The 23,437-nt window shown below is 65.5% G+C and carries 23 protein-coding genes; 12 read left to right on the forward strand and 11 right to left on the reverse strand.

Features of this window, described 5'->3' with window-relative positions; all coding sequences use genetic code 11:
• Positions 1-101: 101 nt before the first annotated feature.
• The 8 genes from YQ44_RS22795 to YQ44_RS22835 form a co-directional block, all read right to left on the reverse strand.
• Positions 102-860, reverse strand: a complete 759-nt coding sequence (locus YQ44_RS22795) for a hypothetical protein (RefSeq protein WP_071325334.1) — start codon at positions 858-860, stop codon at positions 102-104.
• Between the two features lie 13 nt (positions 861-873).
• On the reverse strand, positions 874-2,151 hold the full coding sequence (locus YQ44_RS22800; protein ID WP_156894956.1) for a hypothetical protein: 1,278 nt from the start codon (positions 2,149-2,151) through the stop codon (positions 874-876).
• Between the two features lie 33 nt (positions 2,152-2,184).
• Positions 2,185-5,904, reverse strand: coding sequence for a tubulin-like doman-containing protein (locus YQ44_RS22810; protein WP_083412011.1), 3,720 nt, complete (start codon positions 5,902-5,904; stop codon positions 2,185-2,187).
• 36 nt (positions 5,905-5,940) lie between these two features.
• Positions 5,941-6,387: a hypothetical protein gene (locus YQ44_RS22815; RefSeq protein WP_071325338.1), complete on the reverse strand. Its 447-nt coding sequence runs from the start codon at positions 6,385-6,387 to the stop codon at positions 5,941-5,943.
• Positions 6,388-6,439: 52 nt separating this feature from the next.
• Complete coding sequence (locus YQ44_RS22820; RefSeq protein WP_071325339.1) at positions 6,440-7,909, reverse strand: hypothetical protein; 1,470 nt, start codon at positions 7,907-7,909, stop codon at positions 6,440-6,442.
• A complete protein-coding gene (locus tag YQ44_RS22825; protein WP_156894957.1) occupies positions 7,906-9,393 on the reverse strand; it encodes a hypothetical protein in 1,488 nt (495 codons plus the stop codon). The genes YQ44_RS22820 and YQ44_RS22825 overlap by 4 nt, the downstream gene beginning before the upstream one ends.
• Before the next feature lie 133 nt (positions 9,394-9,526).
• Positions 9,527-10,003 carry a D-glycero-beta-D-manno-heptose 1-phosphate adenylyltransferase gene (rfaE2, locus tag YQ44_RS22830; protein WP_071325341.1) on the reverse strand — a complete coding sequence of 159 codons (477 nt, stop codon included), beginning with the start codon at positions 10,001-10,003 and terminating at the stop codon, positions 9,527-9,529.
• Between the two features lie 33 nt (positions 10,004-10,036).
• Entirely contained in the window at positions 10,037-10,279 is a 243-nt protein-coding gene (locus tag YQ44_RS22835) for a DUF3717 domain-containing protein (RefSeq protein WP_071325342.1), read from the reverse strand.
• 134 nt (positions 10,280-10,413) lie between these two features.
• Here YQ44_RS22835 and YQ44_RS22840 point away from each other — a divergent pair, with 134 nt between their 5' ends.
• From YQ44_RS22840 to YQ44_RS22875, 8 genes are all read left to right on the forward strand, one after another.
• A complete protein-coding gene (locus YQ44_RS22840) occupies positions 10,414-11,346 on the forward strand; it encodes a hydrogen peroxide-inducible genes activator (protein WP_071325343.1) in 933 nt (310 codons plus the stop codon).
• A 93-nt stretch (positions 11,347-11,439) separates the two neighbouring features.
• Positions 11,440-12,294 carry a 4-hydroxybenzoate octaprenyltransferase gene (ubiA, locus tag YQ44_RS22845; RefSeq protein WP_071325344.1) on the forward strand — a complete coding sequence of 285 codons (855 nt, stop codon included), beginning with the start codon at positions 11,440-11,442 and terminating at the stop codon, positions 12,292-12,294.
• Between the two features lie 117 nt (positions 12,295-12,411).
• Positions 12,412-12,765, forward strand: a complete 354-nt coding sequence (locus YQ44_RS22850) for a DUF883 family protein (RefSeq protein WP_071325345.1) — start codon at positions 12,412-12,414, stop codon at positions 12,763-12,765.
• A gap of 79 nt (positions 12,766-12,844) precedes the next feature.
• Positions 12,845-13,231 (forward strand): phage holin family protein, encoded by a 387-nt coding sequence (locus YQ44_RS22855; protein WP_071325346.1) that lies wholly within the window; start codon positions 12,845-12,847, stop codon positions 13,229-13,231.
• A complete protein-coding gene (locus YQ44_RS22860) occupies positions 13,228-13,578 on the forward strand; it encodes a hypothetical protein (protein ID WP_071325347.1) in 351 nt (116 codons plus the stop codon). The genes YQ44_RS22855 and YQ44_RS22860 overlap by 4 nt, the downstream gene beginning before the upstream one ends.
• A gap of 182 nt (positions 13,579-13,760) precedes the next feature.
• On the forward strand, positions 13,761-14,234 hold the full coding sequence (locus YQ44_RS22865) for a DUF3455 domain-containing protein (RefSeq protein WP_232251323.1): 474 nt from the start codon (positions 13,761-13,763) through the stop codon (positions 14,232-14,234).
• 92 nt (positions 14,235-14,326) lie between these two features.
• A complete protein-coding gene (locus tag YQ44_RS22870; RefSeq protein WP_071325349.1) occupies positions 14,327-14,893 on the forward strand; it encodes a sigma-70 family RNA polymerase sigma factor in 567 nt (188 codons plus the stop codon).
• On the forward strand, positions 14,890-15,609 hold the full coding sequence (locus YQ44_RS22875; RefSeq protein ID WP_071325350.1) for an anti-sigma factor: 720 nt from the start codon (positions 14,890-14,892) through the stop codon (positions 15,607-15,609). The genes YQ44_RS22870 and YQ44_RS22875 overlap by 4 nt, the downstream gene beginning before the upstream one ends.
• A gap of 7 nt (positions 15,610-15,616) precedes the next feature.
• On the opposite strand, the gene proC is transcribed toward YQ44_RS22875, so the two are convergent.
• Together proC and YQ44_RS22885 are read right to left on the reverse strand one after the other, a co-directional pair.
• On the reverse strand, positions 15,617-16,447 hold the full coding sequence (proC, locus tag YQ44_RS22880; RefSeq protein ID WP_071325351.1) for a pyrroline-5-carboxylate reductase: 831 nt from the start codon (positions 16,445-16,447) through the stop codon (positions 15,617-15,619).
• 18 nt (positions 16,448-16,465) lie between these two features.
• On the reverse strand, positions 16,466-17,167 hold the full coding sequence (locus YQ44_RS22885) for a YggS family pyridoxal phosphate-dependent enzyme (protein WP_071325352.1): 702 nt from the start codon (positions 17,165-17,167) through the stop codon (positions 16,466-16,468).
• A gap of 70 nt (positions 17,168-17,237) precedes the next feature.
• Here YQ44_RS22885 and YQ44_RS22890 point away from each other — a divergent pair, with 70 nt between their 5' ends.
• The 4 genes from YQ44_RS22890 (at position 17,238) to YQ44_RS22905 (ending at position 22,209) form a co-directional block, all read left to right on the forward strand.
• Positions 17,238-18,281 (forward strand): type IV pilus twitching motility protein PilT, encoded by a 1,044-nt coding sequence (locus YQ44_RS22890; protein ID WP_071325353.1) that lies wholly within the window; start codon positions 17,238-17,240, stop codon positions 18,279-18,281.
• 3 nt (positions 18,282-18,284) lie between these two features.
• Entirely contained in the window at positions 18,285-19,424 is a 1,140-nt protein-coding gene (locus YQ44_RS22895; RefSeq protein ID WP_269466315.1) for a PilT/PilU family type 4a pilus ATPase, read from the forward strand.
• A gap of 1 nt (position 19,425) precedes the next feature.
• Entirely contained in the window at positions 19,426-19,911 is a 486-nt protein-coding gene (locus YQ44_RS22900) for a glutathione peroxidase (protein WP_071325354.1), read from the forward strand.
• A gap of 186 nt (positions 19,912-20,097) precedes the next feature.
• Positions 20,098-22,209, forward strand: a complete 2,112-nt coding sequence (locus YQ44_RS22905) for a putative bifunctional diguanylate cyclase/phosphodiesterase (protein ID WP_071325355.1) — start codon at positions 20,098-20,100, stop codon at positions 22,207-22,209.
• Here YQ44_RS22905 and glcF read toward each other — a convergent pair.
• Positions 22,202-23,431 carry a glycolate oxidase subunit GlcF gene (gene glcF / locus YQ44_RS22910; RefSeq protein WP_071325356.1) on the reverse strand — a complete coding sequence of 410 codons (1,230 nt, stop codon included), beginning with the start codon at positions 23,429-23,431 and terminating at the stop codon, positions 22,202-22,204. The genes YQ44_RS22905 and glcF overlap by 8 nt on opposite strands.
• Positions 23,432-23,437 lie beyond the last annotated feature (6 nt).

A 23,437-nucleotide genomic window follows, 5' to 3' on the forward strand; every position in this document is an offset into this window, starting at 1 on the left:
CCAAGAGGCCGGAATCCGACAACATTGTTGGCGTTAGTGGTGTTGTCGGCTTACGCGGGGCCTGACCCCGCTCATCCGACCTACGCGTTTGCATACGGCAATCAGCGCAGCGCCAGCTGCGCGTCAATGCCCGTATCCGCATCCAGCATCACCAGTTGCGTGCGCAAGTCGCGCGTGGCGGCCAGCTTGCCGTTGACATACAGGTTGGTCTTGACGCCATATACGCCTTGCGACACGCCCGCAGGCAAGGTCAGCTCGAACGAGTTCTCGAAGCGCCCGCCCGATTTATTGTTGCTGGCCAGCGCTTTCGAACCGGACTTGAACGGCTGGCCCTGCGGATCGAGCACCACCAGCTCTTCGCGCACGTCGTTGACGCTTTGCGCGCTGCCATTGACCAGCTCCACCACGGACGTGACCTTGAACGGCTGGCCGCGCTTGACGGTGGACGCGCTCAGCTGCGGCGTGTACGACACCACTTGCGGTTCGCGCGGCAAGGCGCCGCGCGCGCGGATGTAGTCGCGGTCGGCCTGCGCCGCCGTCTTGGTCTGGCGCGAATTGACATTGATCGCCAGGCAACCGGCCGCCGCCAGGCCGCCGCCGATGGCCGCGCCCTTCAGCGCGCCATTCTTGCCGCTGACCAGCGCTCCCAGCAAGGCTCCCACGGCCGCGCCGGCCGCTGCCGTCGCGCCCACGCTGCACGGATCGTCGTCCGTCGCGCCCGCCTGCGGCGCCTGCCCGCCTTGCGGATAGGTATTGTCCTGGCGCACGCCATTCGGATTCATCGGCGCCGTGGCGCAGCCGGCCAGCATGGCCGTGATGGTCAGCGCGGCTGCCGCGCGCAGGGTGGTCTGGTTGAACATGCTCGCTCCAAGTCTATTTGATCGTTGTTTCCGTCTGCAGCACCTGGCGTTCGCGCTCGCGGATGCGGCGCGACAGGCTGTCGATGCGCGCATTGGCGGGATCGATGCGGCGCGCGCTGTCCAGGTAAGTCTTGGCCGCATCGAACTTGCCTTCCGCCAGCGAACGCTCGGCGTCGCGCAGGAACGATAGCGCCATCTCGTTGCGCATGGCGGCGCCATTGTCGGCCGGCGCCGCCTCCGCCACGGCTGCTCGTTCGACCGCGCGCGCAGGCACGGGTTCCCGCGGCGCGACACGAGCGGGGGCCGGGACGGGAGCCGTCTCCAGCACCGCCGGCGTTGACACCGGCGCCTCGGATGGCGTCGCCGCAGCCGCGGCAGCCGCTGTCGCAGCGGACAGGGCTTGCAAGTCCCCCTTCAGCTGGGGCAATTCCGGCGCCTCGCGGTCGATCGCTTCCAGCCTGCCGATGCCGTTTTGCGCGGCCACCGCATCCTTGCCGTCGAGCGCCTGGCGCACGCCTACCTGCACCGACGCGGCCGCCGCCTGCTGGCGCGCCAGCTGCTTGCGCAGCTGGTCCACCGTGGATGCGCCCGCGCAATCGGCATCGAGCGCGGCGACGCCCTTGGCGGCGCTTTGCAATTGATGACCGTCAATATGGCGTTCGATGGCGCGCACGCTGCGCTGGCAGCCGCCCGAGGCGGCGCCAGCCTTGCTGATCGCCGCCTGCAAATCGTCCGCCTTGGCGCTGGACTTGCCCGTGCAAACGTTTTTCGCCGTCGCCAGCTTTTGCCGCGCGCCGTCGAGGCTGCCATTCGCCACCAGTTTCAGGCCGCTGTCGATGGCGTCGTTGCAGGCCGATGCGTTCTTGCCGCCCGGCTTGCCATTCATGTAGGCGATGACGGCCGCCAGCACGGCGAGGCCGGCTATCCACTTGAGCCACGCGCGCGATGGCGGTGGCGGCGGTGGCGACGCAGGCGGTACCGGTGGTGTCGGCGCTGTCGGCGCCTTTGGCTTAGGCGGTGGCGCGGCCGGCGCCGGTGCCGGCGGAGCTTCCTTCGACCGCTCCGCTTTCGGCACCGATACCGGCACGGGTGGCGGCTTCGGCGCAGGCGCGGCCACCGCAGGCGGTTTCACCGGTGCCGGCGGCGTCACTGGCAGCGGTGGCGGCTTGTGGTCGACGGCGGCCGGCAACGGCGCCGACGGCTGCGCGGCGCCAGCCAGCGCCTGCCCGCAGTACGGACAATGGCTGACAGCGCTGAACAGGCCGCCCTTACATTTGATGCAGATATCCAAAACTAATCCTTCATTGCAACGTCATTCCAGCGTTCAGCCCAATGGCGGCGGCATCAGCGGTGGCGGCGCGCTGTGAAACAGGGGAGCCAGCTCGGCGAACTGGGCCAGGTCGACCCAGGCCGGCAAGCCGGCGCGCCACACCTTGGCCGTGGCCGGCTGCACTTGCCCGCCCTGCACGTATTGCACGATCTGCTGGGCCGTGAACGGTCCCTGCTGCTGGCCATTGATCCCCAGGAAATACTGATGCTCGACCAGGGGCGGCGGCATGCCGCCCAGCGGCGGGGGCGCCATGCCGAAGGCGGGGGCCGCCGCGCCAAACGGCGCCGCTGCGGCTGCCGCGCTGCCGGCCGGACGCAGCAATTGCTCCAGGCGCCCCGCTTCCAGCATTTCCGCCTTGATCGCGTACTTCAGGCGCGGCTGGCCATCGTCTTCCGGCTCGCGCACTTCCCAGTCATAGGCGTCGCTGTCGGAGTCGCCGATGACGGTCGCCCACTCCTTCAGGCGGCCCAGCAGGGTCGTCACGGTACGGTCCAGCTCATCGCTGGCCATGCCCTTGCGGCGCGCCGACTCGCGCAGGCGCGCGCCCACCTCGGCGGAAATAGCGCTGCCAAAGCCGATATACGGCAGCTGCGAGCCATCGGCTTGCGCCACCAGCTTGGGCGCATACACGCCCCGCTCGTAGTATTTTGCCAGCGCCGCCATGGCCGCCGTCTGCACTGCATCAAGCGCAGCGAGTTTTTCTTCGATGCGCAACGCGATATTTTTCTCGTACGAGGCGGGCATGCCGTTCTGGCGGATGGCGCGCTCGTTGCCGATGCGGCGCAAGTCGCCCGGTTCGACGGCAAACTGGTACTGGCCCGGCGGCACGACCCGGCCCGTGTGGCGCGTCAGCACGCCCAGCATGATCGCCTGCAGGAATTCGCCGAAGTCTTCGGCCAGGCGCTTCATCTCGTCCGTATTGGGTGCGATCGGATGCGTGAATTGCGTCGGATCGATATGCGTGTGCGTCGGCGCCTTGTCGTTGTCGCCTTCCTTGCGGTAGCTGGTGCGCCAGCCTTCCAGGCCGCGCAGCACCGTCATCGGCACGCCGGCCAGCTCGCAATAGCAGACGGCGCGTCCGCGCAAGCCCGTCTCGACGATTTCCAGCTGGCTCACCGTGATGCCCACCTGGGTCGGCACGCACGATTCGAGTTCGGCGCCGAATTTCGCCTTGAAGGCGGCCGCGTTGGCCACGCCGATCACGCACTTGAACTGGTCCGACACCACCGTGAAGTCGCCCGCCATGTTGGCGTCGATCCACGGCATGGAGCAGGCCAGCAGCTTGCGGAAGCGGTCCAGGCGTTCGGACACATCCATCTGCTCGAGCGCCTCGAACAGCGGGTCCGGCACGCTGGTGGCGCCTTCGGCCAGGCCCGTGCTGGCAATCATGTTTTCAGCCATGCGCGTGACTTTGGCCAGGATCAAGGCGCGCTGCGCCGGTTCGCCCAGCATGGGGAACAGCGCTTTCGAGCCGCCCATGTCCTTGAACGCTTCATCGGCCCACTGGCGCAAGGTGGACGCCGATGGCAACGCCACGTCTTTTTCCGTGACGGGAATGACGATCAGGGTCGCGTGTTCCTTGTCCAGGTCCTTGCGCAGGATGGTATTGGCCGTCTTCAGTTCGGCCAGCATGGCCAGCACGCCTTCGCGGCCCGCCTGCAGCTCGCCCACCAGGCCATTCCATTGCGCGCGGCCCTGTCCATCGACGCCGATGCGGTTGCCCAGCCAGCGCGACAGTTCGCCCAGCAGGATGACGGCTTCGTCGGCCGCCTTGGCGCGCAGGTGGAATTTCAGCGCATTCGCCATTTCCGTGCGCAGATGGTCCATCACCACGCCCGCCTGCTTCTCGCTGTTGCTGAGGAAGCCGAAGGTGCTGCGCGTCTGCTCGAGGTTGTTCAACAGGCGCTCGTATTCGCGCGAACGCACGGCTTCCTTGATCTCGCGGTAGCGCTCGGCATTCGCGCCGATCTGCGCCGTCAAGCCGCTGCCGGGCGCCTCGATGCGGTCCTTGATCTGTTCCACCAGCGACAGCACGTATTCGAGGCCGCCGAATTCCTTGTTGTCCAGGTAGCCATACAGCTGGTCGCGCACGACTTTCTTGATATCGTCGAGCACTTCGCGGCGGCGCTTGCTGATGCGGTCTTCCGTCGTGTCGGCCGTGGAATCCTGGTCGCGCACGGCGTCGCGCTCCAGGTGCTTCATGGCGTCGCGCACCTGGGCCGGCCATTCGCTGCGCTCAAAACCCGTGCGGATATCGTTGATGCGCGTATTGACCCGGTTTTCCACGCCGGCCAGCAGGTGGCCGTGGCGGTCTTCCAGCAATTCCTCGACGGCACGGTAATCGATGAAGTCGCCGCTGGAGCGCTTCAGTTCGATGCTCTTGTCGGAAAACTCGGGGAAATCGCTGAACGGCGTACCCTTCAGGAACATATTCGCCGCCAGGAAATTGTCGCGCTGCGCATCCGTGGCGCGGTTGGCGCCGGCATCCGTGCCGCCCACGCCAAAGAAGGCTTGCAGCATGGCGCCGGCCCAGCGGTGGGCCCGCTCGTCGCGCGCCGCTTCCTGGCGCGTATCGAGCACGGCCATGCCGAACGAGGAAAAGCGCTTCGAGAAATACAGGCGCATGTCGCCGAAGCGGTCTTGCGGCACGGGCGCGTTGTACAGGGAATTCTTGTGCTGCGCCTGGTTGACGGCGATCGAGCGCTTGGCGCGCGCGAAGTCGGCCGAGGCGAAATCCTCGAACAGCGAATCGGCCACCATGTGGTAGACGTCGCTGACATCCTTGGTGTGCTGCTGCGCCAGGTTGCCCGAATCGATCAGGTAAACCTCGCTGTACGGCTCGCGCGACAGTTCCGGGCGGTCGTACGCATCCCAGCGGCCCACGTAGCCCTTGTTGCCCATCATCGCCGATTCCAGTTCCATCAGCGCCGCATAGCCATTGGCCTCGACGCGGTCCTTGTTGGCCTTGGTGTAGCCGGTCGGCAAGAACAGCATCAGTTCGACGTCGGCCGCGCCCACTTCGCTGCGCGCCAGCCAGCGCGCCAGCAAGCCCATGTCGAGGAAGGAACCGGAGCCCGTGCCGCCCGCTACCGAGCCGACGATGACGATGCGGAAACGGTTCGTTTCCATGCGCAAGCCCAGTTCGGCCAGCTGGCGCTCGTGCGACAGGCCCGCCTTCAGCGCCTTGAGCTTGAGGCGGATCTTGTCGCGGATCTTCGCGTACTTGTCGAAGAAGTACAGGCGCGACACGGCGCGGATCTGGCCGGCGCCGCTGCTCATGTCGAAACGCAGTTCGCGGATGCGCTGCGGCGTCAGCGGCAGCCATTCCTTGATATGCGGATATTTCTCCAAGGAATCTTCATCACGGCTGTACTTGTCCATGTCGAACGATTCGACCACCTTGTCGTCATCCGTGAACTTCACCTGGTCGAACTGCAAGTCTTTCGCCTGCGATTCGCCGCTCTCGATCACGGCGCCATTGTCGAGGTCGAAATGGATGAATTGCGCGATGGGAAAGTCCGCCAGCCCCTCGATGCGCGTGCGGTTGCCCGCGCCGCCCCACAGGGTGTTGAGGATGCGCCGGCGCACGCGCATCAGCACCTGCATGCCCGTGCCGCCGATGCCGATGAACAGGGTCGGGCGCAGTTCGATGATCTTGTCCTGCTTGCGCTCGCTGGCGCCGCCGGTGATGGTTTGGTTCAGGTTCTCTGCCATGGTGATTCCTTGGATAAAGCGTGTTACGGCGTTTTCTTAGCGGCGGCTGGAGGTAAATGTGAGCAACAGGGCAACGAGGCCCACGAGTACCAGCGGTCCCATGAACAATGGCGCGAGGAATTTATGCGCGTTCACGGCAGCCAGCACGACACCGGTCGCCAGGCTGGCCAGGAAGATGAACAGCCACCAGCCCGAGGCGTTGGCCTTGTTCGGCGGCACGCGCTTGGCCACCAGGCCATTCGCATAGGCATTCTTGGCGAAGAAAAAGGCGATGAACAGCAGCAATAGCACCACGCCGCCCACCAGGGTGTCGCGCGACGAGGTGTCGGTGGTGCCGGCCGCATCGAACGCGGGCGCCGGCTCGGTGGTGCCGGCCGTGGCGCTGGCTGCCGCCGGCGCAGCGGTAGCGTCCGCTGCCGGCGGCGCGGAGGCCGGGGCTGGCAAGGTAAAACCTGCGTTGTCTTTTGGAGTGTCTTGAGCCATGGTATGCCTCTGGTGGATTAAAAATGTTTTTATAAGTAGTGATGGATCTGGCTCAAGCCACGCTCAGCGTATGGCCGTCGGCCACGCGCACGACGGCCGGCTTGCCCAGGCCACGCTTGAGCTCGCCAATGTCGCGGCCGTCATCGTCGCGGATCTGCACGCTTTTGAACGGATGCAGCAGCACTTGCCGCTGCACGCCATCGGCCAGCACCTTGTAGCGCGTGGCGCGCGTGCCCAGCAGTCCCAGCGCCAGCAAGCCCAGCACGAGCGCCAGGATGCCGCCGAGGATCACCAGCACGGGCAGCAGCGGATACTGGATGCGCACCAACAGCGGTATGGTCGCCTGCGACGCGCGCACGCTGTCGGGCGGCGTAAACATGTCCGAGATCGGGTCGCCGGGGAACAGTTCCTGCAAATCCTTGCCAAAACTGGAGGCCAGCGCCAGCCGCTGTTCCGACAGGCCCACCTGCGCCTGCATCGGCAGCATCACCTGCTTGCCCATGGCGGCGATGGCCTGGCCCGACCAGGGCGAGGGAATCTGCGCCATCGGCAGCGCAAACTGCACCTGCACGGACTGGCTGGCGCCCGGCTGCAGCTGGCGGATCCGGTCCGGCGTCACCTGCAGCGGCGCGTTCTGGCCGGCCAGGTTGGCGTGCACCCTGGCGCTGTCGATCACGTACGGGAAAAACATGTTTTGCAGGGACGCCTGCAGCACCACCTGCGGCACCAGCCTGGCCGCATCGACGTCGAGCACGATGGTGCGTCCGTCACGGCCCAGGCTGGCGTGCACATTGTCGCTGTTCTTGACGGCTTGCGGCACGATGCGCACGGCATCCTGGTCGACCGGTTTCAGGCGCGCGGGCGGACGCGTCAGCACTTGCGACAGCCGCCCTTCGGCCAGGATGCGGTTCAGCGCATCGGACGCCGGCTGGCCATACGCGAGCGCATACACCATCAAGCCCTTGGCGCTGTACAGCTTGCCCTGCACGGGCATGCGCAGCGGAAATACCACCGTCTTGGTGATCGACGGTTCCAGGTGCAGCAGGCGGTAAAAGTCGCGGTTGCGTTCCGCCGTCTGGCTGTCGTTGTTCGGGCTGTTCTTGTTGTTGGTGAAGATCCACACGATGCCGGAGGCGGACTGGAACGGCCCCGTGATGGTCTTCGTCACGGCTTCCTGGAAATCCGTGTCGGCCAGCGCGCCGCCATTGCCCTTGCGCGCCAGGCCCAGGCTGGCCAGCTGGCCCGCCACGCCGGCGCCGCCCTGGCCTTGGCCCAGCAGCGATGGCGACACATGCGCGCCGCTGCTCTGGCTGAAGGCCAGCGTATACACCTTGTCGGACGGACTCGTGGCCGCCTGCGCCACGGCGCCCACCAGGGCCTTCAGCTGCGAATGCTCGTCCGTATAGAACGGTTCCATCCAGCCGGAATTCTGCACCAGGAACGCCTGCTGGATGCCAGCCGCGTGCGCGGCGCCGGCCGACACGGCCAGGGCCGCAAGCACGGTCAATAAGCGCGCCTTCATGCCTGCAAGTTCCAGCCATCGATGCGCGACAGCAGCGGGTGGTAGGCCCACAGCTTGCCTTCGCTGACAAACAGGCGCACGCGCCACGGCTCGCTGACGGCGAACGTGTGGAACACCGTTTCGCGCAACTCGTCGTCCTGCACCAGCTGCGCCGCCAGGCGGTCCGTCGAGCGCAGCACGCTGGACAGGCCGGCGCTGGTCTCGAACTTGACGCCGAAGACGCCATTGCCGGCGCCCGATTCCAGCAGCGGCATGACGGCCTGGTTCTTGCCGCCATCGTCGCCGTGTTCCGGCTCTTCCCACGGCGCCGTCTTCAGCTTGGTGGCGAAGCGGTAATTGAAACTGCCCGAACACAGGCGCGGCGCCAGCGCGTCGGCCCGCTCGGGCTGGCTGCCCAGCTTGACGTAGACATAGGTATGGCGGCTGCGCTCGAAGCACAGCTGCCACAGGCCGCCGTCGCGCGACAGATAGGGGCTGCCGAACTCGAAATGCGGCACCAGCCCCTCGGGCCACGGCGTGAACGAGGCGGCCACGTTGCCGTCCGGCTGCAGTTGCAGCCGCAGCTGGCCGTTGGCGCACGGCCACACGGCCATGCGGTTGTAGGCCACGGGCGCGCTGACGGCGCCCAGGTCCGCCACGCCGTCGAGCAGCACGTCGCTGCCCGGCTTTTGCGCGGCGTCAAGGTTGACGAAGCGGATGCGGCCATCGTCGTCGCGCAGCGGCGCCCACAGGCGGTTCTGGAACCAGATGGGGCCCGCCACGCACGGCGCGCCGCCCACATGCTCGACCACGTAAGTGAGCGAAGGCACGTCGGGACGGATGCAGGCCAGGCCGTGGCTGGTCGGCAAGACCAGCACGCTGTTGAAATCGGGCACGACTTCGGCGCGCCAGGCACCGTGGGCGATGTCCGATTCGGCCAGCAGGCTGCCATAGTCGGGGTCCAGCGCCAGCCAGCGTTTCGAGGCGGGCAGCCACGCGTGCAGCACGGCCTTGCGCGGGTCGAGCGCCAGCAGCGCGGCGCCGCAGGTGCCGAACTGGGCGGAGAAGAATTCGTACTCGCCGGGCGGCGGCATGGGCAGCGACGCTTCCGCCGGCGCATGCTCGTCGCGCGCGCGCTGGTCGGCCAGTTTCAACGGCACGCTGGCCTGGCGCAAGCCGGCCGCGCCAGGCGGCGGCACGTCGCTGACGGCAGGCGCGCCGAAAGGCGGCACCCAGGGCGGTGCCGCGGCCGTGTCCGGCGGCGCTTGCAGCGCCGCGCCGGTGGCGGGATCGAAGGCGAATTCGGGCGGAAATTGCCGCAGCGCCTCGCCTGCCGCGCCGGGCAGGCGCCGGGCGTGCATCAGCTTGCCGATATCGGCATTGCTCAACAAGGGCGAGACGCTCTGGCCGTCCGCGCTGCGCTGCAAGGTCCACGCGCCATCGGCGGCATCCACCTGCCACACGCCAGAGGGCAGCGGCCAATCCCCAGAAGTTTTAAGGTCCATGTATTTTCTATGACTAGCAATGCGTATCAGACGGTGTAACGTGCTGGGGCGGTCGAAACGAAGTCGCAGCCCTGGCGGTTCTCATAGTAACGTCTTTTTATCTGTATGGAAACATTGACGACGTTTCCCTCCCCTACTGCGCCCGCACTTTCGTCAGCAATTTGGTGGTCGAGCGGTCGTGTTCGAAATCGATGGCCACCGCCTGGCCGCCATACGCGAGCACGGCCCGGCCTTCCGGAATGGCCGCCATGTCGTAGTCGCCGCCCTTGGCATAGATTTCCGGCTGGACTTCCTGCACCACTTCCAGCGCGCTGTCTTCCGAGAACGGCACGACCAGGCTCACCGCTTCCAGCGCGGCCAGCACGGCCATGCGGTCTTCGCAGCTGTTCAGGGGACGGTCATCGCCCTTGCCCAGGCGTTTCACGGAGGCATCGGTATTCACGGCCACCACCAGCGAAGCGCCCAGCGCGCGCGCCTGCGCCAGGTACGTCACGTGGCCGCGGTGCAGAATATCGAACACGCCATTCGTCACCACCACCGGTTTCGGCAGCGCTTGCGCGCGGGCGCGCAGTTCATCACGGCTGCATAGTTTGTTTTCAAAATCAGGCATGGCACTCTCTTGTAGGGGTTAATTCTCTTGTCTTCATTCGGCGTGGCTATCGCCATGGATGCCGCCGGCATCGAGGCGCCAGGCCTCGATCAGGGCCAGGGTGGCCGCTTCCAGGCTGTCCGCGGCGATGGCATCTTGCCGGTAATAAATCATGCGCGCGTACACGCCGGCCAGCCGGCTGACGGGCGCCGACAGCGCATATTCGTTGCCGCGCGCCGGCTGCCTGGCACGCCAGTAATTGATCGCCGCTTCCAGCGCCTGTATGCGCACTTCCATCGCCCTCTCCTTGCATCGCCTCGTCCCGCATTATAGGGGGCGATCCGCTACAATACGCCATCGGCGCCACAGTTTGACGTTAGCGCCACCTTTCATTCATTGCAAGTAAGTACTTCCTGTGTTTCAATCACCTTATGACACTGACTGAACTGAAATATATCGTTGCAGTCGCGCGAGCGAAGCACTTCGGCCACGCCGCCGAAGCCTGTTTCGTTGCCCAGCCCACCCTGTCAGTGGCCATCAAGAAACTTGAAGACGAACTGGGCGTGGTGCTGTTCGAACGGGGCGGCGCGGAGATCTCCGTCACGCCCCTGGGCGCACAGATCATCGCGCAAGCCGAGCGCGTGCTGGAACAGACGGCCGCCATCAAGGAACTCGCCAAGCAGAACAAGGACCCGCTGGCCGGCCCGCTGCGCCTGGGCGTGATCTACACGATCGGCCCCTACCTGCTGCCGCCGCTCGTCAAGGCCATGATAGACCAGGTGCCGCAAATGCCCTTGATCTTGCAGGAAAACTTCACGGTTCGCCTGCTGGAACTGTTGCGCCAGGGCGAACTGGACGTGGCCATCATGGCCTTGCCCCTGCCCGAGCACGGCATGGCCATGCAAGATCTGTATGACGAACCGTTCGTCGTGGCCATGCCGCGCCACCATCCGTGGACGGCGCGCGAGCGCATCGCCGCGCAGGACTTGAAGTCGGAAACCATGCTGCTGCTGGGCAACGGCCACTGCTTCCGCGACCAGGTGCTGGAAGTGTGCCCCGAAATGGCGCGCTTTTCCTCGCCCGGCAACGGCATGCAGCGCACCTTCGAGGGTTCCTCGCTGGAAACCATCCGCCACATGGTGGCCAGCGGCATCGGCCTGACCGTCCTGCCGCGCGCCTCCGTCACGAATATGCACGCCACCGACGGCATGCTCGAATACCGGCAGTTCGCGGATCCCGTGCCATCGCGCAGAGTGGTGATGCTCTGGCGCAAGAGTTTCACGCGCAAGGCCGCCATCGACGCCCTGTGCGCGGCCATCGCCAGTTGCGACTTGCCCGGCATTATTCCTCTCTGCGAAGAATAAACGGGATAGCCAGGCAGGCGGGATGGTCAAAATAGTACATTTGCGTACTATTTGCGATAATCGACCTTTCTCTTCAACAAGATCGAGTCTTCCATGAACAAGCTGGCGCTGTATTTCCGCCTGATCCGGCTGGACAAGCCTATCGGTACCGTATTGCTGCTGTGGCCTACCCTGTGCGCGCTGTGGCTGGCGCAGCAGGGCATGCCGGACTGGCGGCTGATAGTCATATTCACCCTCGGCACCTTCCTGATGCGCTCGGCAGGCTGCGCCATCAACGACTACGCCGACCAGGATATCGACAAATTCGTCAAGCGCACGGCGGAACGCCCCATCACCAGCGGACGCATCAGCGGCAAGGAAGCGCTGGCCGTGGCCGGCGTGCTCACCGTGCTGGCCTTCTGCCTGATCCTGCCCCTGAACACCCTCACCAAGCAATTGTCCGTGGCCGCCGTCATCATCGCCGCCACCTACCCGTACTTCAAGCGCTTCTTTGCGATTCCGCAAGCCTACCTGGGCATCGCCTTCGGCTTCGGCATTCCCATGGGCTTTGCCGCCATCACCGGCTCCGTGCCCGTCGTCGCCTGGCTGCTGTTGCTCGGCAACGTCTTCTGGGCCGTGGCCTACGACACGGAATATGCGATGGTCGACCGCGACGACGATTTGAAAATCGGCATCAAGACGTCGGCCATCACGTTTGGCCGCTACGACGTCGCCATCGTCATGCTGTGCTATGCCGTGTTCCTGCTGCTGTGGCTGGCGTGCGGCTGGTATCTGGGCTTGCGCACCTGGTTCGTCGCGGGCCTGTGCGTGGCGGCCGGCTGCGCCGTTTACCACTACACCCTGATCCGCGCACGCGAGCGTATGCCGTGTTTTGCGGCATTCCGGCATAATAACTGGCTAGGAGCAGCGGTGTTTGCGGGAGTGGCGCTCGACTTTGCTTTCCGTTAATTTGCTCGCGACAAAAAGCCTTGCGCCCCGGCAACCGTTGAGGCGGCGCAAGGCAGCCTGGCCGCTGCTGCCTACACTGGTATTTCACTGTGCAGTTTCACTTCCATGAGGTAATACATGAGCTCGACACATACCGGCAAATCCAGCAGCGACAGCATCCTCGCCGACGCCGACAAGGCCCGCGATAAACTGGTCGGCGACCTGAAAAACGTCATCAACGAAGCCGAAGGCTGGCTCGATGGCGCCAAGGACCAGACGGGCGAGAATGTCAAAGCCGTCAAGGAAAAGTTCATCGCCACCGTGGAAACGGCCAAGAAAGACTTGCTGAAGCTGGAAGAAGACTTGCTCGAACGCACCAAGAAGGCGGCCAAGGCCACCGACGAGTATGTGCAAGACAATCCGTGGAAAGCCGTGGGCGCGGGCGCCGTCGTCGGCGTGCTGTTCGGCTTGCTATTGTCGTCGCGCCGCTAAGCAACACCTGACTGCGCCAGCGGCTGGGCCGTTGGGCAGCCTCGACGGCATGGCCGTCCCCTGACGCGAAAGGCAGCATATGGCTATCGTGCATCATGTCGCCCAGGTCGCAGCGACCCTCGCCGCCATCGTCCAGACCCGTCTGGCCCTGGCGGCCGTGGAAATGGAAGAAGAGTCGCTGCGCTTCCTGTCCTATCTGGCGCTGGCCATGCTGGCGCTGCTCTGCCTGTTCGTCGGCCTCGTGCTGCTGGTCTTCCTCGTCATCGTGCTGTTCTGGGACACGCACCGCATCGCCGCCATCGCCATCACGGCCGCCGTCTTCATCGTCGCCGCCACCGCCACCCTGCTGGGCGTGCGCGCGAGTTTCCGCAGCAAGCCGAAACTGCTGTCCTTCACCATGAGCGAATTGAACAAGGATCTGGACGAGCTGCAACTGCTGGCCCGCCGGGGATCGGAGCTGCCATGACCACGCATCCCACCAAACTGTCCCACGTGCACACGTCCGCCAGCCTGGCGCAGCGGCGCGATGCCCTGCTGGCCGAATGCGCGCTGCAGCGCCTGGCCCTGGGCGTGGAAACGCGCCAGTTGCTCGAACCGCTGACGGGCGGCAGGCTGCGCCACACCCTGGCCACGCGCTTTAAAATCCCGCTGATGCTGGGTGGCGCCGCGCTGGGCCTGCTGCTGGTGCGCCCGCGCCGTTTCGTGCCGCTGCTGCTGGCCGGCGCCTCGCTGCTGAAGCACGCGAATGCGGCCCTGCCCCTGATCCGCACGGTATTGCAGCGTTTCGGCAGGCAGGACGCGCCGCCGCCTTAAAAAATATTTCTTCCTGGCTGCATCCAAATGGCAGGCCCGTGCGTAGTAATGGTATCAACCACCGGGTTGAGACTACACGCTACCAGGAGCCTGCCATGTACACCGCCATCGCCACCCCGCGCCATACCGCCCCCTCGCTCACCGTCCTGTGCGCCGTCCTGTTCGTGGCCGCCTGCGCGCCGATGGGTGCGCGCTATACGCAAGACGCCTTGCCGGCCGCCGTCCAGGTGCCCGATGGCCACCAGGTGGCCATGCAGACCGTGGGCGTGGGCAAGATCGCCTATGAATGCAAGGCGAAAAAGGACATGACGGGCCACGAATGGACGTTCGTCGGACCGGACGCGGCCTTGAACGACCGCAGCGGCATGAAGGTCGGCACGTATGCGGGCCCGCCGGCCACCTGGGCCAACCTCGACGGCTCGAAAGTGACGGCGACGCAAGTGGCCGTGGCGCCGGCCGGCGCCGGCAACATCCCGTATCAACTGGTGAAAGCCAATCCGGCCACGGGCAGCGGCGCCATGCAGGGCGTCAGCTACATCCAGCGCGTGGCCACCAGCGGCGGCGTGGCACCCAGCAGCCCCTGCGGCGCGGAAACCCTGGGCGCCAAGCAATGGGTGCCCTACCAGGCCGACTACATCTTCTGGAAAGCCGCTTAAATGCATGGAGTTAACGGTTGGCAAGCAGGTTTCTGGCCTATACTCGCCATTGAAAACTTGCTAACCGTTAACCCCTGACGATTGCGCCCACCTTGCCAAGCCACGCCGCCCCATACGATTACGATGCCGCCCTGCGCGCCTGCGCCAGGGGCGAGCAGCAGGCATTGCACGGCCTGTACCAGCAGGAAAGCCGCTATCTGCTGGGCGTGGCCCTGCGCATCGTGCGCCAGCGGGCGCTGGCCGAAGACGTGCTGCACGACGCCTTCCTGAATATCTGGCGCCGCGCCGGCAGTTTCGACGCCACGCGCGGCAGCGGCAAGGGCTGGATCTATGTGGTGGTGCGGCACCAGGCGCTGAACGTGGCGCGGGCGCGCGCGCATGAAGTATCGGCCGACGAGGATAGCGTGGAAACCCTGCTGCATGAACGCCAAGGCAACGATGCCGGCGACGCTTCGGACGCCTACGCCTTGCAGGCGAATATGGGCAAGCTGCGCGATTGCCTCGGCCATCTGGACGATGCCAAGCGCGACAGCATCCTGTACGCCTATGTCGATGGCTGTTCCCACAGCGAAATCGCACAGCGCCTGCAGGCGCCGCTGGGCACGGTGAAAGCCTGGGTCAAGCGGGGCCTGGCCGCCTTGCGGGAGTGCATGGGATGACGCGCCACGACGAAGACGAATTGCAGCGGCTGGCCGGCGAATACGTGCTGGGCACGCTGGAACTGGCCAAGCGCAGCGCAGTGGAACAGCGTTTGCCGCGCGACGCCGCCCTGCGCGACGCCATCGCCGCCTGGGAACAGCGTTTGCTGCCATTGACGAGTCTGGCGCCGCCCGTACAGCCATCCGAGCAACTGTGGCCGCGCATCGGCGCCAGCCTGTTTACGCCGCAAGCAGTCAGGCAGGCGGGCGGCTGGCAAGCGTGGTGGAACAGCCTGGCCTTCTGGAGAATACTGGCCGGCGGCGGCTTGCTGGCCACGGCCGCGCTGGCCGTCATGGTGACGCTGCAGCTGCAGGCGCCTGCCGGCCCCGGCTACCTGGTGGTGCTGGTGGCGCCGCAGGACAAGTCGCCGGGCTGGATCGTGCAGGCGGGCAGCCGTGGCGGCAAGAGCCGCGAGCTGAGCCTGATTCCGCTGGGCCCGACGGCCGTGCCGCAGCAAAAAGCCCTGCAATTCTGGACCAAGGGCAAGGACTGGGGCGCGCCCGTCTCGCTGGGCCTGGTGCAGCCGGGACAAAGCCTCAAGTTGACCTTGGACAAGCTGCCGCCGCTGCAGCCCGATCAGCTGTTTGAAATCACGCTGGAGCCGGAAGCTGGCTCGCCGACGGGCCGGCCGACAGGGCCAATCCTGTATATCGGCCGCGCCGTCAAGGTGATGTAAGCCGAACTTACTTGCCCAGCTCGTCACCCATCTCGCGCCCGCGCTGCGCAGCCGCCTTGATGCCCTTGACGATGGCCGCCTTCACGCCGCTCTCTTCCATGCTGGTCAGCGCCGCATACGTCGTGCCGCCCTTTGACGTGACGCGCTCGCGCAGCAGCGACACGGCTTCGCTGGAATTGGCCGCCAGCTGCGCCGCGCCCGTAAAGGTGGCGATGGCCAGCTGCGTGCCCTGCTCCGGCGTCAGGCCCAGCTCGGCGGCGGCCTGCTGCATCGCTTCGATAAAGTAAAACACATAGGCGGGACCACTGCCGGACACGGCCGTGACGGGGTCGATCTTCGCTTCGTCAGCTAGCCACACGGTCTGGCCGACGGCGCGCAGGATGGCGTCGGCCGTCTTCTTTTGCTCTTCGCTGACGCCGCTGCTGGCCACCATGCCCGTGATGCCCATGCCGATCAGGGCCGGCGTGTTCGGCATGCAGCGCACGATGGCGGCATAACCGCCGAGCCAGCGCGACAGGTCGGCGGCGCGGATGCCGGCCGCGATCGACAGGACCAGCGGCGCCTTGTCCGCATCGAGGAAGGGCAGCAGCTGGGCCGCCACCTCGCGCATGCTTTGCGGCTTGACGGCCAGCACGATCACGTCCATGCCGCGCAGCGCCTCGCCGGCGGCGGTGGCCGTCGTGACGCCGAATTGCGCCTGCAGTTTTTCCAGCGCCGGCGCATGCGGGTCGATCACGTGGATGTTGCCGCCCAGGGTCAGCTTGCCCGCCAGGCCGGCGATCAGGGCCGCTGCCATGTTGCCGCCGCCCACAAAGGCGATGTTCAGTTCTGTCGTCATGGTTGCTCTTTCATTCAATCAGGAATAGTTACGGGAACCGAAGATGGCGCTGCCCACGCGCACGATGCTGGCCCCTTCCAGCACGGCGGCGCGCAAGTCGGCCGACATGCCCATCGACAGGGTATCGAGCGCCAGCCCGTCGGCCTTTAATTGTTCGTACAGCGCGCGCAATTGCGCAAACGCAAGGCGCTGGCGCTTGACATCCGTTTCCGGCTCGGGGATGGCCATCAGGCCCCGCAAACGCAGGCGCGGCAGCTGCGCCACGGCGCGCGCCAGCGCCGGCAGGTCCGCAGGCGAGACGCCGCTCTTGCTGGCTTCGCCGCTGATATTGACTTGCAGGCAGATATTCAGGTCCGGCAAGCCGGCCGGGCGCTGTTCGGACAGGCGCGCGGCGATCTTTTCCCGCTCGACCGTATGCACCCAGTCGAAATGCTCGGCGATGGGGCGCGTCTTGTTGCTCTGGATGGGGCCGATGAAATGCCAGGCCAGGCCGCCTTGCGGCAGCGCAAGGTCAACGGCGGCAATCTTGTCGAGCGCTTCCTGCAGATAGTTTTCGCCAAACGCCGTCTGGCCCGCGCGCGCCGCGGCCAGCACGGCGTCCGCGCCAAAGGTCTTCGAGACGGCCAGCAGGGTCACGTCGGCAGGCGGGCGCTGCGCGTCAAACGCCGCCTGCGCGATAGCGTCGCGCACGGCTTGCAAGTTCTGTTCGATTGTGGACATAATCATTTTCTAGTGGATACGGGGCAAAGCCGCTTCAGGCCGCCCATCAATGCAGGCACAGGGATTATAAATGGACATCTCCGAACTACTCGCTTTCTCCGTCAGCAACAAGGCTTCCGACCTGCACCTGTCTTCCGGCCTGCCGCCGATGATACGGGTGAATGGCGACGTGCGCCGCCTGAACGTGGCGCCGCTCGAGCACAAGGAAGTGCACCGCATGATCTACGACATCATGAACGACAGCCAGCGCAAGGCGTATGAAGAAGCGCTGGAATGCGATTTCTCGTTCGAGATTCCCGGCCTGGCCCGCTTCCGCGTGAATGCCTACAACCAGGAACGCGGCGCCTCGGCCGTGCTGCGCACGATTCCGTCGAAGGTGCTGACCCTGGAAGAACTGAACGCCCCGCGCATCTTCGGCGAACTGGCCATGCGCCCGCGCGGCCTCGTGCTGGTGACGGGCCCGACCGGTTCGGGCAAGTCGACCACCCTGGCGGCCATGGTCAACCACGTCAACGAGCGCCTGAACCACCACATCCTCACCATCGAAGACCCGATCGAGTTCGTGCACGAACCGAAGAAATGCCTGATCAACCAGCGCGAAGTGGGCTCGCACACGCATTCGTTCAGCAACGCGCTGCGCTCGGCCCTGCGCGAAGACCCGGACGTCATCCTCGTGGGCGAGTTGCGCGACCTGGAAACCATCCGCCTGGCGCTGACGGCGGCCGAGACGGGCCACCTCGTGTTCGGCACCCTGCACACCTCGTCGGCGGCGAAATCGATCGACCGCATCATCGACGTCTTCCCCGCCGAGGAAAAGGAAATGGTGCGCGCCATGCTGTCCGAATCGCTGCAAGCCGTCATCTCGCAAAACTTGCTGAAAACCAAGGATGGCGCGGGCCGCGTGGCCGCGCATGAAATCATGCTGGCCACGCCGGCCGTGCGCAACCTGATCCGCGAAGCGAAAGTGGCGCAAATGTATTCGGCCATCCAGACGGGCGCCAACGTGGGCATGCAAACCCTGGACCAGTGCCTCTCCGACCTGGTGCGGCGCGGCACGATCTCGGCGGAAACGGCCCGCTCGGCCGCCAAGGCCCCCGAAAACTTCCCCGGCTAAGCCATGCAGACGACCCACGAACACTACGACGCCATGCACGCGCTGCTGGCGCAGATGCGCGCACGGGGCGGCTCCGACCTGTTCATCACGGCCGGTTTTCCGCCCGCCATCAAGCTCGACGGCAAGCTGACGCCGCTGCCCGGCGCCCCGCTCGATGCGGCCCAGGCTGCCGGCTACGTGCGCGCCGTCATGCACGCGCGCCAGGCGGCGGAGTTCGCGGCCAGCCGCGAAGCCAATTTCGCCATCAGCCCGGACGGCCTCGGGCGCTTCCGCGTGTCCGCCTTCATGCAGATGGGCCAGGCAGGCATGGTCTTGCGCACGATCAATACCGCCATCCCCACGCTGGATGCGCTGGGCCTGCCCGCCATCCTGCAGGACGTGGTGATGAGCAAGCGCGGCCTCGTCATCATGGTGGGCGCCACCGGCTGCGGCAAGTCGACCACGCTGGCCGCCATGGTCGGCCACCGCAACGCCCACAGCCACGGCCACATCATCACCATCGAAGACCCTGTGGAATTCATCCATCCGCACGGCAACTGCATCGTCACCCAGCGCGAAGTGGGCGTCGACACGGACGACTGGGCCACGGCCCTGAAAAACACCCTGCGCCAGGCGCCCGACGTCATCCAGATCGGCGAAATCCGCGACCGCGACACGATGGACCACGCCATCGCGTTTGCCGAGACGGGCCATTTGTGCCTGGCGACCCTGCACGCGAACAACGCCAACCAGGCGCTCGACCGCATCATCAATTTCTTCCCCGAGGAGCGCCGCCAGCAGTTGCTGATGGACCTGTCGCTGAATCTGAAGGGCATGATTTCGCAGCGCCTGATCCCCAACAAGGAGGGCGGCGGACGCCAAGCGGCGCTGGAAATCCTGCTCAATTCACCGTTGATGAGCGACCTGATCTTCAAGGGCCAGGTGCACGAAATCAAGGAATTGATGAAAAAATCGCGCGAACTGGGCATGCAGACCTTCGATCAGGCCCTGTTCGACCTGCACGAGGCGGGACGGATCGGCTACGAAGACGCGCTGCGCAATGCCGATTCCGTCAACGACCTGCGCCTGACGATCAAACTGAACGGCAATGCGGCGCCGGAACCGGCCGCAGCCGTGGGCAACCTCAAACTGGGACTCCTCTGACATGACCAGCATCCACGATTTCCAGGCCACGGCGCTGGACGGTACGCCAATTAATCTGGCGCAATACAAGGGCAAGGTGCTGTTGATCGTCAACACGGCCAGCGCCTGCGGCTTCACGCCGCAATACGCGGGACTCGAAGCGCTGTACCGCGAGTTTCAGGATCAGGGCCTGGTCGTGCTGGGTTTTCCCTGCAATCAATTCCGCCAGCAGGAACCGGGCTCGAATGCGGACATCGGCGCCTTTTGCGAAAAGAACTTCGGCGTCACCTTTCCCCTGTTTGCGAAAGTCGACGTGAATGGCCCCCATGCCCATCCCGTCTTTGCGCAATTGAAGCAGGCGGCGCCCGGCATCCTCGGCACGCAGGCGATCAAGTGGAATTTCACGAAGTTTTTGGTGCGCAAGGATGGCAGCGTGTTTCGCCGCTATGCGACGGCCAGCAAGCCGGCCACCCTGGCCGCCGACATACGCCAATTGCTACAGGAATAGCGCGTATGCACCTTGATTAATGACAACATCCATGCGAAATCAATCAATCCGTATTTATTTCATGACTGATATCAATATTGTGTTTCAAATAGCAATTTTTCGGTGATAATGTTTGCATAATTATTCGCAGATATCGATCAAAAAACGATGCCAGTCTTTGGGAAAATATTATCTTCATGGATGCGGATGGGCTGTTATTCCCGCCTCTTCATCCCTATTTTCTTCCTGATACTTGCCGTTTCCGCCGTCCGCTACCACGCCCTGCTCGACACGGAAACGGCGCTGGCCAATTCGCGCTACCAGAGCGATGCGCGGCAACTCGATCTCTACCTGGCCAATACCGTGCTGCCGCTGGCCGTGCAGGCGAATATGGAGTCGCTGCGCGACAGCGTGCAGCAGGCGCTGCGCGGCGCCCTGCCGCTGAACCGCAACCTCGCCTCCGTGCGCTGGGACAGCGCCTCCACGCATATCGAAGTGCAAGCCGACAGGCAGCTGGCCGATGAACTGGCGGCCGGCGTGCCGCCCTGGTTTGCGCGCCTGGCCGGCATCACGGCCATCAGCAGCCGCCTGACGGTGGCGCTGCCCGGCGGCGGCGATGGCATCGTCGACCTGCATTACACGCCCAGCCTGCCCCTGATGCAAGTGTGGCACAGCGTGCGCCACCAGGCCGTGCTCAGCACCATCAATATCGTCCTCATCTATGTGTTGCTGGCCCTGATCCTGGCCTCGCACCGCAGGCTGCTGGCGCGGCTGGTGCAGGCGACCGACCGCTTTCGCGGCGGCGACTTCGCCGTGCGCATGGCGGCCGGCGCCACGCCCGAGGCGCAAGCCGTGTCGGGCTCGTTCAACAGCATGGCCGGCGATGTCGAGGAACTGTTTTCCTCGCTGAAGACGAGCCAGCGCCAGCTGGGCGAACAATTGAATGAAACCGTGCACATGCAGCAGGCGCTGCAAAAGCTGTCATGGCAAAATTACAATGACGTGCTGACGGGATTGCCCAACCGTGCCGCGCTGGCCGCCCGCTTCGAGCAGGAGCTGTTCCTCGCGCGCGAACGCCAGCGCCTGCTGGCCGTGTGCCTGTTCGATCTCGACCACTTCCAGGCCATCAACGACCGCTACGGCGCCGAGGCCGGCGATGAAATCCTCAAGCAGGTGGCGGCCCGCCTGCACGGCTACACGGGCCAGGTGCACTACGCGGCGCGCCTGGGCGGCGATGAATTCGTCCTGCTGCTGTGCGGCCAGGCCAGCATCGCCAGCATCGAGCAGAACATCACGCAGCTGATGGGAGAGCTGAGCCGCCCCTACCTGTGCGACCAGCAGGCGCTGCACATGACGGCCAGCGTCGGCATCGCCGTCTACGCGGGCAAGGACCTGAACACGGAAAGCCTGCTGCGCCACGCCGACCACGCCGTCTACCAGGCCAAGCTGACGGGACGCAACCAGTACCACTTCTTCGACACCAATCTCGATGAAGAGGTGCGCACGCACCACAACCAGCGCACGGAAGTGCGCCAGGCCCTGATCAACGGCGAACTGCGGCTGTACTACCAGCCCAAGGTGAACATGCGCGCCGGCACGGTGGTGGGCATGGAGGCGCTGCTGCGCTGGCAGCATCCGCGCCGCGGCGTGCTGGCGCCGGCGCAATTCCTGCCGCTGGTGGAGCAGACGGACCTGATCATCGACATCGGCGAATGGGTGCTGCGCCAGGCCCTGTGGCAGATGCAGCGCTGGAGCGCGGCCGGCAAGCACTGGGTGGTCAGCGTGAACATCGCGGCGCGCCACTTCCAGCAGCCCGATTTCGTCTCGCGCCTGAAAACCATCCTCGGCGAGTTTCCCGGCGTGCGCGCCAGCATGCTGGAACTGGAAATCCTCGAATCATCGGCCCTGCACGACATCGAGCACGTGCGCCGCATCATCCGCGCCTGCCAGGCGCTGGGCATCACCTTCGCCCTCGACGATTTCGGCACCGGCTATTCCTCGATGTCGTACCTGAAACGCCTGCCGGCGAATATCGTCAAGATCGACCAGAGCTTCGTGCGCAACATGCTCAACGACCGCGACGACCTGCATCTGGTGCGCGCCGTCATCGGCCTGGCCCGCTCATTCAGCCTGACGGTGATCGCCGAGGGCGTGGAAAGCATCGAACACGGCGCGCGCCTGATCCAGCTGGGCTGCGACCTGGCGCAAGGCTACGGCATCGCCCGCCCCATGCCGGCCGACGCCGTGCTGGAATGGGCGAGCCATTTTGTGCCGGCGCCGCAGTGGAGGATTGCGCAGTTCAGCGAGGCACCTATCTGACGGCTGTCAATGCTGCATCGATCAGCTCGATCCAGTGCCGCACGGGCGTTTCCGTGCCCGACTGCAGATGCGTGAGGCAGCCGATATTCGCCGAGACGATCATCTCCGGCTCGCACGCCGCCAGGTTCGCCAGCTTGTTGTCGCGCAGCTGCTGCGACAGGGCCGGCTGCAGGATCGAATACGTGCCGGCCGAACCGCAGCACAGGTGGCTGTCGGCGCACAGGCGCACGTCGACGCCGACGGCGCGCAACACCTGCTCCACCTTGCCACGGATCTGCTGGCCGTGCTGCAGGGTGCACGGCGGGTGATACGCCACCCTCTGTGCGATACGGTCTTTCAACAGCGCCACCAGCTCGTCTTCAAACGCCGGCATGATCTCGGACAAATCGCGCGTCAGGGCGGCGATGCGCCGCGCCTTCTCCGCATAGCTGGCGTCATGCGCCAGCAGGTGGCCGTACTCCTTGACGGTGGCGCCGCAGCCCGACGCCGTCATGACGATGGCTTCCGCGCTCTCCACGTAGGGCCACCAGGCGTCGATATTGCGGCGCATGTCGTCCAGCGCCGCCTCCTGGTCGTTCAAATGATGGCGCAGCGCGCCGCAGCATCCGGCCTTCGGCGCGACTATCAGCTGCACGCCCAGCGCGTCGAGCACGCGCGCCGTGGCCGCGTTGATGTTCGGCGACATGGCCGGCTGCACGCAGCCGTCGAGCAGCAGCATGGTGCGCGCATGCTGGCGCACCGGCCATGCCCCGGCTTTCACGCCCGGGCGCAGCTTGTCCTGCAAGCCTTGCGACAGCAGCGGCCGCAGCGCCTGGCCCGCCTTGTACACGGGCGTAAACAGCCAGCGGCGCGGCAGGGCTTCCTTCAGGGCGAAGCGCAGCGCGCGCTCGCGCAAGGGGCGCTGCACGCGCTGCTCGACGACGTGGCGGCCGATGTCGACCAGGCGCCCGTACTGCACCCCGGACGGACAGGTCGATTCGCAGTTGCGGCAGGTCAGGCAGCGGTCCAGGTGCGTCTGCGTCTTGACCGTGACGGGCGCGCCTTCGAGCACCTGCTTGATCAGGTAGATGCGTCCGCGCGGGCCATCGAGTTCATCGCCCAGCAACTGGTAGGTGGGGCAGGTGGCCGTGCAAAAGCCGCAGTGCACGCAGGCGCGCAGGATGGCTTCGGCTTCGTCGCCTGCCGGCGTATTCTTGATGAAATCGGCGAGATTGGTTTGCATGCGCGC

It is taken from the genome of Janthinobacterium sp. 1_2014MBL_MicDiv, from assembly GCF_001865675.1.
GTDB lineage: Bacteria > Pseudomonadota > Gammaproteobacteria > Burkholderiales > Burkholderiaceae_D > Janthinobacterium.